This window comes from Prauserella cavernicola (assembly GCF_016595675.1).
In the GTDB taxonomy this organism is placed as follows: Bacteria; Actinomycetota; Actinomycetes; order Mycobacteriales; family Pseudonocardiaceae; genus Prauserella_A; species Prauserella_A cavernicola.
Map to the genome: position 1 here is coordinate 733,638 of NZ_JAENJH010000003.1, position 11,803 is coordinate 745,440.

Below are 11,803 nucleotides of genomic sequence, written 5' to 3' on the forward strand. Positions count from 1 at the left end.
CCAGCCAGACCGGTCAGGAATCAAGAAGCATCCGCCCGGTCGCGGTGCCTAGCGTGATCACCATGAACAGCACCACGCTTTCTCTCGACGTCATCACCATCGGAGTGCCGGACATGGAGGCCGCGCGAGCTTTCTACTCGTCGGCCTTCTCGGCCGCGGCGACCGGCGACGACCACACCGCGGGGCTGGACCTGCACGGCAGCGGACAGCTCGCTCTTCGCCAGCTCGCCGCGCTGGCCACCGACTCCGGGGCGAGCTCGGCGACCTCGGGTTTCCGGGGCTACGTTCTGTCCGCCATCGTCGACCAGCCCGCCGAGGTCAAGGCCCTGCTCGACGCCGCCGTCGTTGCGGGCGCGACGGTGGTCAAGTCGGCGAAGAAGGCTCTGTTCGGCGAGTTCATGGCCACCTACCAGACACCGGACGGGGCCGTCTGGAAGCTCGCCGCCGCGTCCAAGAAGGACGCCGGTCCCGTCCCCGATCCTCCGAAGCCGACCGAGACGGCCGTCTATCTCGGCGTCGAAAGGCCGAAGGAATCCAAGGTGTTCTACGAGTCCCTGGGGATGTCCGCCGATCACGACTACGGTGACAAGTTCGTCGACTTCACCATCGCTGGCGGCGGGTGCCGGCTGGGTCTGCTGCCGCGGAAGGCCCTTGCCAAGGACGCCGGTGTCGACGAGAACGGCGACGGCTTCTCCGCGCTCGTGCTCACTCACACCGCCACCTCCCGTGCCGATGTCGATGCACTGCTCGCCGCCGCGAGCTCGGCCGGTGGCCGGGTCACCTCCACGCCGGCCCACACCGACCAGGGCGACTACTCCGGGCGGTTCACCGACCTCGATGGTTACCACTGGAGGATCACCGCCGCCTGAGTGAACTACTCGATCGTGGACCCCGTGATCCGCGACGACCGGGTCACGGGGTCGACTCGCTCCGTCGGCGATCGCTGCCATCGCGGCCAAGGCTGTGGTTGAAGCCGCAGGAGATGTCGATGCGGGCGAGCGTCGGACATCGGGTGCACGATGTCTGGCCGGAGGTTGGCGTGGCCGGATCCCCTAGCGGCCGTCATCCACGATCAGACGATCCTCGGTCCACGTTCAGCACGATCATCGTTCCGGCTCGGCAGGTGTCGCACCGACAGCGCTCCACCGCCTCACGCCGGGCCGCGGGCTAGGAACCGCCGTCCGCGGTCCTGCTCCTGCGCGAGGAGGTACCCCGTTCCTCCAGGCGATCCTCACGCGGGTCGCTCTCTGACCTGAGCGGCCGCAGGCTCCCTGGCCGCTGATTCGACGGCTGCTTCGGAAGGCGGGTATGCGTCGCGCAGACGGTGCATGGTCGCCATCACGACGGCGCGGACGTCGGTCTCGCGCAGTGGTTCGGAGAACAGCGCCGAACTGAGCGAGAAGCCCTCGATCAGCGCGAACAGCAGGAGCGCCTCCCGGTGCAGCGCCTCCTCGTCGATCGTGCGGTCGGCCAGCGCATCACGCAGCAGCGAGCGGATCATCTCCGTGCCCGCGAGCGAGGTCGCAGCGATGTCGGCCGCGAACTCCGGGTCCGTGCGCGCCATGACGCGGTATTCGACCAAGGCGATGTTCTCCTTGCGCTCCTGCTCGCTGGTGGGTGCGGCGAAGGTGATGACGTCCGTGATCCGGGTCGCCGGGTCGTCGGACATCGTCGCGTCGCGGCGCACGGCGCGCTGGATGAGGACGCCCAGGGTGAAGCGCATGACCTCGCGGAGGGTGTCGCCGAAGTAGTGCCGGATGCTCCCGATGGCCAAGCCGGTGCGTGCGGCGATCCGGGCGAGGGTCACAGCGCGGAGCCCGTGTGTGGCGATCTCGTCGATCACGGCGTCGGCGACCTGTTCCCGGCGGGCATCCGGGTCGACTCTCTTGGGCATGCTTTCACCTTAGCGCTTCTAGCATGCACATGCTATTTTGTTGGCATGAGCGTGCTAAATAACTCTCGTGGCGGTGCTCCTCCCCGGTCACGGCCTTGGACAGGACGAGACGTGAATTGGGACAGTGCGGCGCGGAAGGGGCCTCAGGGCGACGGCCGGATCGACGGCTTCGACGGGCTCGAAGGTCTCGACGGCGATGGGGGAGCACTGTCGACGCCCGCTCCGGAGCCGGGAGCGCCGTTGCCGCCGTTTCGCCCTTCGCTCTCGCTGCAGCGCACGCGATTCGCGGTCGAGCTTCCCGATGCGTCGACGGCGACGGTCGATGTCGATCACCTGTCGGGGCGGGCGTCGCTCTACCGGGACGACCGGCACGTGCGGACCTCCGACATGCCGGTCCGGTTCCCACTCGGCTCGGAAAGCATCGACATCGCCGCGAGCAGGTACGGAATGCAGCGGATCCACCTGATCAGCGCGGACGGCAGCGAGCGACGTCTCGATCCAGCGCAGGGAACGCCCGAGTACTGGCGCGCCCAACTGTCCCGGCGGCATCCCGGGGTCGGGCGCGCCCTCGCTGCCTGCGCCGTCATCGTGCTGACGGTCAATCTGATGCTCCTCGCCCCGCAGTTGCTCGAGCTGGTCACCCATCTACCGCTCTGGGCGGATCACTTCAGCCCGTTCGTCTCGCCCATCGACCTGCCGGCATGGGCGAACACGGCTCTCACCGTCACCGCGGCCCTCGCGGGAATCGACCGAGCGCTCACCTTCCGCCATCACCGGCTCCTGGACGCCGAGACCGACGGGATCGGGAGCTGAGGTCCCCGAACCAGCCGGTCAACGTTGCCGCCTGATCGAGCTTCTCAGCGCTCTCAACCAAGAACACCCAACCGCGCCGCACCCTCGTACCCGACTGCGGCTTGACAATGGAGAAACCCATGCGATCACGTCTTCGACCCCCGAGTCGATCCCGGCGCCTCGCGACCGGGCTCGCTGCGGCCGCCACGCCGATACTCCTGCTCACCGGTTGCACCGCCGCTGCTCCTTCACCGGACTCTGGCGCGGATGCGGACCTCGGCGCCTACCTCGGGCAAGAGCTCGACTGGGGCGGGTGCGAGGACACCGCGACGAGCGCGGCGGACGCCGAGCTGTTCGCGAATCCCGCGCTCGAGTGCGCCTCGGTGGAGGTGCCGCTCGACTACGGCGATCCGGAGGGCGAGCGGGCGCAGGTCGCGCTGCTGCGCCTGCCCGCCACGGGTGAGGCCGAGGGTTCGCTGCTGGTCGACCCGGGAGGCCCGGGAGGTTCCGGCACCAGCCTGGTCGCGTCGACCGTGCCGCTGTGGCAGGCCAGCCCCGTCGCCGAGCGCTTCGACATCGTCGGCTTCGATCCTCGCGGGATCGGGTCGTCGACCCCGGCTGTCGACTGCTACACCGACGAGGAGTACGACGCGGGCGACGTGCCGCGATTCGGTGCGGTGTACGACGTCACGAGCGCCGAGCAGGCGGTCGAGCTCGCAGAGCGCTGCACCGAGGGCTCTGGCGGCGTCGCGAACCTGGTGAACGCCGGGTCGGCGAACGTTGTGCGCGATATGGACCTCATGCGAGCGGCGCTCGGTGATGACAAGCTGACCTATCTCGGCTACAGCTACGGCTCGGAGCTCGGCGCCATGTACGCCGCGACCTACCCCGAGAAGGTCCGCGCGATCGTGCTCGACGGGGCCGTCGCTCCCGACCTGACGGCGAGTGAGTTCCGCCTCTCCTCATTCACCGGCGTGCAGGCCCGGTTCGACGACCTCGCCGCGCTCTGCGCCGAATCGCCCGACTGTGTACTCGGCACCGATCCCGCGGCTGCGAACGATCGTCTGCACGAGATCGTGCGGCCCCTCATCGAGACGCCGGCGCCGACGGCCAGCGGCCGAGACGTCAGTGTCTGGGACGTCTACCTCGGCATCACCGGCGGCCTGTACTCGGAGGCGAATTGGCCCGACATCATCTCCGCTCTGACCGCGCTCGAGGCCGGGCGCGCCGACGAGATGCTCGCCCTGCGCGACATCTTGTACACCCGCACCGCGGACGGCGCCTACGGCACGGACATGGACACGAACATCGCCGTGCGGTGCATGGACTCGCCCCGCCTGACGCCCGAGGAACAGACCGCGCTCGCACGCGAGATCGGGGAAGCCGCGCCGATGTTCGACCTCGACGTGTTCACGGCAGGGAAGTACCACAGCGAGTGTGAGGCGTGGCCTGCGCCGCCCACGCGCGGGGAGCCCTGGCTCGGCGATGTCGAGGGCCTCCCCGAGACGCTCGTCGTGTCGGTCACCGGTGACCCTGCGACGCCACACGAGGGCGGTGTCGCGATGGCTCGAGCCCTCGGCGGAAGCCTGCTCACCGTCGACGGCAAGCAGCACGGCGCCTACCTCCTCGGCGGCAGCACGTGCGTCGACGACGTGGTCAACGCGTATCTCCTCGACCTCGAATCCCCGCCCGCCGACGCCCGCTGCAGCCTGTGACCCGCTCGATGGGCTTACCGAGAGCCCACCCTCAGGGCCACGGGTGCGTACTCGACAGCGTCGCCGTCCGCGCAGCTGCGTGTCGCCGCCGCACACCGTCGCCGGTCTGATCAACGAAGCCGGCGTTGTTCTGCGGCGGCGGGCCGTGATGGTCATGGCCGCCGGGTCGACGGGGGCCCGTGATGTCGGGCCCGACTTCATCCTGGCGAGATGAGGCGCCGTGGTGGCGGGGGCGTGGACGATCGCTGCTACCCGTCGGAGGGACCATCATGAGTGAGCCGAGGACTGACGCCCCGCCGATCGTGCTGATCCACGGCCTGTGGATGACACCTCGGAGCTGGGACCGCTGGGCCGCGTACTACCGCGGCAAGGGATACGAGGTCGTCGTGCCGGCTTATCCGGGCTTCGAGATCGAGGTGGAGGCGCTGCGCGCGAAGCCCGAGATCATCGCCGAGGCGTCGGTGCCGGACACACTCGAGCATCTCGTGCGCGTGGTCGAGGGCCTGAACGCGCCCCCGATCATCATGGGCCACTCCTTCGGCGGGACGTTCACGCAGCTGCTGGTCAACCGTGGCCTTGGTGCGGCGGCCGTGACGATCGACTCGGCCCCGCCCGAGGGGGTGCGGGTCAACCCGCCGTCCCAGATCAAGTCCCTGTTCTCGATCCTGTCGAATCCCGCCAACCGGCACCGTGCGGTGGGCTTCACCAAGGAGCAGTTCCACTACGCGTTCGCCAACACCTGCACCCGTGAGGAGTCCGACGCGGCTTACGACCGGCTCCACATCCCGGCGCCCGGCAGCTGGGTGTGGGCGTACGGCCTGATCGCCAACTGGAAACCGGGTCACCAGGAGACCTGGGTCGACTACGACCTGGACGATCGTGCGCCGTTGTTGTTCATCATCGGTGGTAAGGACCACCTGATGCCGCCTTCGGTGGTTCGCGCGAACGCCAAGAAGTATCGCAACTCCGAGGCGTTGACCGACACCCACGAGTTCCCGGACCGGTCCCATTTCACCGGTGTCGAGCCAGGTTGGGAACAGGTGGCGGACTACGCCCTCGACTGGGCGATCAGCCACGCGCGCACGCGCCAGAGCTGACCGGCGTCGTCCGGCCCGGCGAGGCCGTTTTGCACAGGAGCCGAAGCCGGGTGTCCGGCCGGTCCGTCACGCTCGGTGTGCCGGACCGGCCGTCAGGCTCACCAGTGTCTCGGCCAGCACCTGCGCGGGATCGATCAGCGGCACGGCCACGTCGTCCGGACTCAGGCCCAGCGGGATCTCGGTGCATCCGGCGATGATGGCGTCGGCGCCGTCTTGCACGAGCGCGTTCGCGGCCGCGTGCAGGCCGGCGAGGTCCTCCGGTGTCCACTGTCCGCCCTTGATCGACCGGATCGCCCGCATGACCGACTCCTGTGCGGCCGCAGTGGTGACCACGGTCTCGATCCCGTGGTGCGCGAGCCATGCCTGGTAGAAGCCACCCTGGACGGTGCCGGTGGTGGCCAGCAGGCCGACCCGGCCGATCGGCCGCGCCGATGAGGAGAGCCGCTGTGCCACGGCATCGATCATGTGCACGATGGGTACGCCGACCTTCTCGGCGATGCCGTCGATAAAGGCATGCGCGGTGTTGCACGGAATGGCGATCTGCGTTGCGCCGGCCTCACTGAGCCGGCGCGCGCCGGCAACGAGCCACGGGGTGGGGTCGGGTCCGCGCCCCTGCAGAGCTTCGCTCCGGTCGGGGACGGTCGGGTCGGCCCAGATCACGACCCGGCGATGGTCTTGGTCACGCGTGGCCGGTGTCGCATTGATCAGCTTGCGGTAGAAGTCAGCGGTGGCCGCAGGGCCCATTCCGCCGAGAACACCGATCAGGTGAGCGCCCCGCTCAGTGGTGAATTGCATTGGCGCTCCAAGAGGACAGTGATTGGTCTGGCCCGTGTTCTCGTGTGAACCACGGGCCGCGTCGGGCACCAGGCGCATCAGCGGATGGCTCCGCGAACCGCCCTGCCCGGTCGTGCTTCCGGGAGCATCTCGTTGTCTCGGACCACGAACTCACCCCCGACGAGTACGTGACGCATTCCGGAGGAAGCCTGGTTGGGACTCGCGTACGTGGCGCGATCGGTGAACGCGGTGGGGTCGAAGACGACCACGTCGGCGTCCGACCCCACGCTGAGTGTTCCCTTGCGGCGCATGTCGGGCGAGACGGAGGCCAGGATGTCGGCGGGTACCTGCGTCAGGCGCCGGATCGCCTCCGCGTCGGACAACGCCCCCGTCTCGCGCACCATGGTGCGCCAGAAGCGGGCGAACGTTCCGGCCGAGCGGGGGTGGGACCTGGCGTCGCTGGGCAGCGGCCAGCCCGTCGCGGCCGCACCGGAGGCCGTGACGAAACCGATGGCGTCCGATGCCACCGCCGTGTCGGGAAAGATCAGCGCCCGCCGCATGACGTCGCGGTCATCGGCCTCGCCCTCGTCGAGGTAGTGCGCGATGACGGCCTCGCCGGGCGTGGTTCCGCGCAGTTCGAGCAGGCGCTCGGCCGAGGCGATCCGTTCCCCGGTGCGCGCCACCACGATGTTCTGTGGGCCGATGCCCAGCAACGGCAGGTTGTCGGGATGCAGGAACGGGGCGGCCACCGCGGTCATCCCGGCTCCGTACGGGTAGCCCTCGGTGGTGACCCGATGGCCTTCCGCGAGCGCCTTCTCCACGGCCGCGTGGACGTCATCGATGGCGCGCAACGATGTCGAGTTCACGTGGCAGACGTGCATGTGTGCACCCGTGCCGCGGGCGGCCTCGACGATCTCCGCGATTCCGTCGTAGGCGGTGCGGCTGTCGCCGGTCTGGTTCTTGTACCGGGCGTGGGTGAACGTCGGTACGTCGTGACGCCGGGCGAGCCGCGCGATCTCGATGTACTCCTCGCGCGTGGTCTCCGGTGCGTACCCAGCCAGCACCCCGATTCCCAACGCACCGGCACCGAGCTCGATCTCGAGATGTTCCACGACCGTGGCGAGTTCCCGCTCGGACGCCGGCTGCTTCCAGGCCGGCCTGCCCAGGCCGGAAAGCAGGGCTTGCACACTCGCCCCGATGTCGATCCCGCCCAGCACGCGCATCCGGACACCGGCCCACGAGGCGGAGAATCCGTAGTTGATCGGCCGTCCCTCGTTCGCGGCCAGGCGGTAGGCCATCGCGACAGGGCTGACGCCTGCCTCGAGTTCCAGCGCGGTGGTGACGCCATCGAGTGCCTGCATCTGCATCGACGACACGGACTGGCCGTGGCTGTGCAGGTCGATGAAGCCGGGCGCGATGGTCATGCCCGTCACGTCGAGGACGGTCGCCTCAGTGGCGGGGACGGCGCCGATCGAGCGGACACGGCCGTCGGCGATCTCGACCGGTGTGACGGCGTCGAGTCCGGAGGCGGGGTCGACGACTCGCCCTCCGACGAATACCAGCGACCCGCTGTTCTCAGGGGGCAAGGTGCACACTCATTCCCGGGCCGACCGGAAGGTCGGCGAAGTAGAAGACGGCAAGGATTCCGGTCCATGCGACGAGGAAGGCCGGTGCGAACGGCAGAATTCGCGTGACGAAGGTGCCCAGCCGCATGTCCGGAGCCCACTGCTTGGCCATGGCGAGCACTAGCCACAGATAGATCGTCATGGGTGACAGTGGGGTGGAGACCGAGTCACCGATCCGGTGCGCCGCCTGGATCACCGCCGGGGAGAGCCCGCTCAACATCAGGGCAGGCACCACCACCGTCGCCTCGAGCGACCAGAGGCCGGCTCCCGAGGTGATCAGGACGTTCAGCACGCACGAGATGAGGATCAGAATCACCAGGGCGCCGAAGCCGCCGATGTTCAGTGTTTCGATGAGGCTGGAGAGTTGAACGGCGAGAACGACGGCCAGGTTCGAGTAGTCGAGCACCGCGAGCGTCTGTGCGACCACGAACATGAGGACGATGAAGCTCGCCATTCCCGCCACTGATTTCTGCATCAGTGTCAGGCTGTCCTGTCCCTCACCGCGCTCGCCTCGCCGACGTACGGCGCGCACGTAGGTGAAGCCGAACACGAAGAACAGGGTGGAGATGACCACGGGCAGGGAGGACATCAGCGGGGAGCGGACCAGCCCGCCGTCCTCGCCCTGCCAGGGGCTGCCCGGGATCAGTGCGCTGGCGATGAGCATCGCGAACGCGATCGCGGTGGTCCCCACCGAGATCAGAACGGCCTTGCGCTCGTGCGGGGTGATGCGGTGGTCGGGGGTGTCGGTCGCGGCGGCGGCGTCGTCGCTGTCGTTGTCGGCCGCGTCGTCGTTCGCGGGAGCGCTCGGCAGGTACATCCGCAGGCGGGGTTCCAGGACACGGTCGATGATGAAGCCGCCGACCAGCGGAAGGATGAGACCGGTTGCCGCTGCGAAAAACCAGTTCATGAGCACGTGGCTCGGGGGAGCCGCGATGTCGACCATCTCGGCCGCGCTCTGGGTGATCCCGCTGAAACTGACGTCGAGGGTGCCGACGAGCACGCCGCCGCCGTAGCCGGCCGCGACCACCGAGAACGAGCCCATCAGCCCGGCCAGGGGATTGCGTCCGACCGCGCGGAAGATGAGCGCGGCCAGTGGCGGAATGACGATCATGGACGCGTCCGACATGACGTGCCCTTGCGCGGCCACCAATGCGACCGCGTACGGCGCCAACTTGGCCGGTACGCGCGAGAACAGCAGCCGGACGAGCGCCTCGAGACCGCCAGACCCCTGCGCGACACCGATCCCCAGAAGTACGACGAGCACCGGGCCGAGGGCCGGGAACGTCACGAAGTTCTCGACCGCCGTGGACGCCAGTTCGACCAACGCGGACGGCGCGAGGGCCGACCGCACCTCGACCGCGTCGGGCGAACCGGGAACGACCGTCGAGACGCCGACCGCTGACAGCACCGCCGAGAGGCCCAGGATGATCACGAAGAGGCCGGCGAACAGCACGAGAGGGTTCGGGACCCGGTTGCCCACTCTCTCCACGACGCCGAGTATTCGGTCGATCCGCGAGGCGGGGGGCGCAGCAGAGTCGGAGCTCATGAGCTCACGACCTGGAACACCAGACGTATGACGCCGGGACCGGATACGCCGCTCCGCGTCGTGATGTGGGCTGAGGTCATGACCGCGTACGGTAGGGTTCAGGCCATTGAGGCATCGCCAAATGCAGCATATCGACGCGGATCGAGTTCTGATGAAGGAATCGGCTACAGCGCAGCTGTCTGAGGGCGACTTGGAGTTGCTTGACGCTCTCCAGACTGATCCTCGGGCGAGCTGGGCTGACATCGCCGCGGCGATCGGAGTCGATGCGGTCACGGCCGCACGACGGTGGCAGCGGCTGGAGCGTGAGCAGCTCGCATGGTGCACCGTGGCGCTCGGACCGCGCCAGTCACGCTCGCTGCAGCTGTCGGTGTCCGAAATCAGCTGCGTTGCGGGAGCCGCGCCGCAGGTGGCCGAACAGCTGTCCACACTGGCGTGCGTCATCACGGTGCATCACGTCGCGGGCACGTGTGACATCTGGGCGGTCGTGGTCGCTCCGACCATGCCGGAGCTCGCACATCGCCTGATGTACGACATCCCGACGATGCCGGGCATTCTCAGCGTGCGGAACCGGATCGTCAGCCGCTCGTATACGACAGGGCACTGGCGGGTGCGGGCGCTGCCGGACACCAAGGTGGCCGCGCTGCGCGGATCGTCCGCGAGACCGGCTCCCGACACGAGACCGATGGACGAGGTCGACCGCACACTGTTCGTCGCGCTCAGCGGCAACGGACGCGCTTCGTTCGTAGAACTGGCCGAGCATTCAGGTCTCACCGCTCGATCGGTGCAACGCCGGGTGCAACAGATGAGGGCACGAGGCGACATCGAGTTCCGATGTGACATCGCGCGGATGGCCGGGGGATGGCACGCCGCCGCGGTTCTGTGGCTCGACGTCCCGGACGAGTATCTGGACTCGATCGGGTCAGACCTGGGCGGCTGGGCGCAGACCCGAACCTGCATGGCTGTCACCGGGCCACAGAATCTCATGTGGACGGTTGCGCTCCACGACCTCGGCGAACTGCACGCGGTGGTCGAGAAGCTGCGCATGTGCCATCCGGAGGTGCGAATCGGTGACAGGCACGCCGTCCTGCGGACGGTCAAGCTCTACGGCCGCCTGCTTGACGAGAACGGTCGTTGCTACGGCAGTGTTCCGCTGGACTTCTGGAAGCAGGACGCAGATACCCGAACGATGAGTCCTATTGAGAAATAGGCGACCATGCCTCGCTTCCAGCTCGGCCGGGTGCAGCATCAAAGGTTGGTTCAGACCTCCGGACCCTGACCTGATGGTGTGATTCACGCCGGCAGGACTTGAGTCCGACGCGACGTCGGGGTTTGAGCTTCGAGGGTCACTGGTTCATCAACCCGGACAGCAACATCGAGCTCTACCGCACCCTGGAGCGGTTCCTCGCCCACCACCTCGGCGGACGACAGGGCTGAGACGCTTCTGCCCTGGTCATTGGTTGAGGCGGCGCGTCAGGACGTCCAGCATCGATCCGACCTTCTCAACGGTGAGCGAGATGTGACCGTGGTCAGGCTCCAGGTGGGCTCTGACGTCGGTCAGGTTGCGGGAGAGCCACTCGCCGTGGGCGATGGGAACCATGCGGTCCAGCTCCCCGTGCCACAGCTCGACGGGGGCGACGACATCGGCGAGGTCGAAGCCCCAGTCGCCGCCCAGCGCCCGCAGATCGGCGAACCAACCTTCGTCGCCCGCCTCAAGGGCGTGGTCCATGTTCGAGGCGTTGTCCGCGCCGAAGCCACTCGCCATCACGGAGACGTCGACCTCGGGAAAGAGGGACGACAGGTGCGCGGTGACGTCCTCGGGCCGGTTCCCGCGAACCGCGGCCGCCATCTGGCTCACGGCCGCGCGTGCGGCCCGCTCGCCCTCCCTCAGGGTTCCGAACTGGACCTTGTTCTGCTCGCCCATGCCGGCGAGGAAGTCGAGACCCGGTGCGGTGGGGGGAGCGAAGGAGGCATTGATCAGAACGCCGGAGACGCGGTGAGCGTCGACGGCGGCGGTTGCCAGCGCATGAGGGCCCCCGCCGGACCAACCGAACGTGCAGTAGCGATCGATATCCAGGTGATCGATCAGGTGAGCGCCGTCCGCCGCCGACTCGGCCACGGTTCGGCTCGGGACGGGGGCGGACCGGCCGTAGCCCGACCGCGAGTAGGTGACCACGCGGAACCCTCGCTCGAGCACGGGATCGAGCACCGTGCGCATGGGAACAGCGGAACCGGGCATCCCATGATGGAACAGGACGACCGGGGCCTGCTTCGGGCCCAACGACTCGTATTCGAGTTCTCGACCTTCTGGGAGTCGTGCCAGCGGCATGGTCGTCCTTCCGGCTCAGCGGGTGGGTTCCGTC

The 11,803-nt window shown here is 68.3% G+C and carries 10 protein-coding genes; 5 read left to right on the plus strand and 5 right to left on the minus strand.

Features of this window, described 5'->3' with window-relative positions; genetic code table 11:
* Positions 1 to 62: 62 nt before the first annotated feature.
* Positions 63 to 869 carry a VOC family protein gene (locus tag JHE00_RS16885; protein ID WP_200318998.1) on the plus strand — a complete coding sequence of 269 codons (807 nt, stop codon included), beginning with the start codon at positions 63 to 65 and terminating at the stop codon, positions 867 to 869.
* A gap of 362 nt (positions 870 to 1,231) precedes the next feature.
* Here the strand turns inward: JHE00_RS16885 and JHE00_RS16890 are convergent, their stop codons facing one another.
* On the minus strand, positions 1,232 to 1,894 hold the full coding sequence (locus tag JHE00_RS16890) for a TetR/AcrR family transcriptional regulator (RefSeq protein WP_200318999.1): 663 nt from the start codon (positions 1,892 to 1,894) through the stop codon (positions 1,232 to 1,234).
* Positions 1,895 to 2,005: 111 nt separating this feature from the next.
* On the opposite strand from JHE00_RS16890, the gene JHE00_RS16895 reads away from it, so the two are divergent.
* The 3 genes from JHE00_RS16895 to JHE00_RS16905 all read left to right on the plus strand — a co-directional run bounded on the left by JHE00_RS16895 (position 2,006) and on the right by JHE00_RS16905 (position 5,498).
* The gene (locus JHE00_RS16895; RefSeq protein ID WP_200319000.1) at positions 2,006 to 2,707 is read left to right on the plus strand and encodes a hypothetical protein; all 702 of its coding nucleotides are present in this window, start codon (positions 2,006 to 2,008) and stop codon (positions 2,705 to 2,707) included.
* A 119-nt stretch (positions 2,708 to 2,826) separates the two neighbouring features.
* Entirely contained in the window at positions 2,827 to 4,401 is a 1,575-nt protein-coding gene (locus JHE00_RS16900) for an alpha/beta hydrolase (protein ID WP_200319001.1), read from the plus strand.
* Between the two features lie 269 nt (positions 4,402 to 4,670).
* The gene (locus JHE00_RS16905; RefSeq protein WP_200319002.1) at positions 4,671 to 5,498 is read left to right on the plus strand and encodes an alpha/beta hydrolase; all 828 of its coding nucleotides are present in this window, start codon (positions 4,671 to 4,673) and stop codon (positions 5,496 to 5,498) included.
* A 66-nt stretch (positions 5,499 to 5,564) separates the two neighbouring features.
* Here JHE00_RS16905 and cuyB read toward each other — a convergent pair whose 3' ends face one another.
* Genes cuyB through JHE00_RS16920 form a run of 3 tightly spaced genes read right to left on the minus strand, consistent with a single transcriptional unit; the run spans position 5,565 to position 9,443 of the window.
* Positions 5,565 to 6,371 (minus strand): cysteate racemase, encoded by an 807-nt coding sequence (gene cuyB / locus JHE00_RS16910; protein WP_200319003.1) that lies wholly within the window; start codon positions 6,369 to 6,371, stop codon positions 5,565 to 5,567.
* Positions 6,371 to 7,858, minus strand: coding sequence for an amidohydrolase family protein (locus tag JHE00_RS16915; RefSeq protein ID WP_230424213.1), 1,488 nt, complete (start codon positions 7,856 to 7,858; stop codon positions 6,371 to 6,373). Before JHE00_RS16915 ends, cuyB begins: the two co-directional genes overlap by 1 nt.
* Positions 7,848 to 9,443, minus strand: coding sequence for an AbgT family transporter (locus tag JHE00_RS16920; RefSeq protein WP_230424214.1), 1,596 nt, complete (start codon positions 9,441 to 9,443; stop codon positions 7,848 to 7,850). The genes JHE00_RS16915 and JHE00_RS16920 overlap by 11 nt, the downstream gene beginning before the upstream one ends.
* 121 nt (positions 9,444 to 9,564) lie before the next feature.
* Between JHE00_RS16920 and JHE00_RS16925 the strand changes: the two genes are divergently transcribed.
* On the plus strand, positions 9,565 to 10,650 hold the full coding sequence (locus JHE00_RS16925; RefSeq protein WP_200319005.1) for an Lrp/AsnC family transcriptional regulator: 1,086 nt from the start codon (positions 9,565 to 9,567) through the stop codon (positions 10,648 to 10,650).
* A 243-nt stretch (positions 10,651 to 10,893) separates the two neighbouring features.
* Here the strand turns inward: JHE00_RS16925 and JHE00_RS16930 are convergent, their stop codons facing one another.
* Entirely contained in the window at positions 10,894 to 11,769 is an 876-nt protein-coding gene (locus tag JHE00_RS16930; RefSeq protein ID WP_268958291.1) for an alpha/beta fold hydrolase, read from the minus strand.
* Between the last annotated feature and the right edge of the window lie 34 nt (positions 11,770 to 11,803).

Bases quoted from the DNA above. Each gene is read 5' to 3' on its own strand.
- JHE00_RS16885 (WP_200318998.1), top strand. From the start codon at position 63: ATGAACAGCACCACGCTTTCTCTCGACGTCATCACCATCGGAGTGCCG.
- JHE00_RS16890 (WP_200318999.1), bottom strand. From the start codon at position 1,894: ATGCCCAAGAGAGTCGACCCGGATGCCCGCCGGGAACAGGTCGCCGAC.
- JHE00_RS16900 (WP_200319001.1), top strand. From the start codon at position 2,827: ATGCGATCACGTCTTCGACCCCCGAGTCGATCCCGGCGCCTCGCGACC.
- JHE00_RS16905 (WP_200319002.1), top strand. From the start codon at position 4,671: ATGAGTGAGCCGAGGACTGACGCCCCGCCGATCGTGCTGATCCACGGC.
- cuyB (WP_200319003.1), bottom strand. From the start codon at position 6,371: ATGCGCCTGGTGCCCGACGCGGCCCGTGGTTCACACGAGAACACGGGC.
- JHE00_RS16920 (WP_230424214.1), bottom strand. From the start codon at position 9,443: ATGAGCTCCGACTCTGCTGCGCCCCCCGCCTCGCGGATCGACCGAATA.
- JHE00_RS16925 (WP_200319005.1), top strand. From the start codon at position 9,565: ATGCAGCATATCGACGCGGATCGAGTTCTGATGAAGGAATCGGCTACA.
- JHE00_RS16930 (WP_268958291.1), bottom strand. From the start codon at position 11,769: ATGCCGCTGGCACGACTCCCAGAAGGTCGAGAACTCGAATACGAGTCG.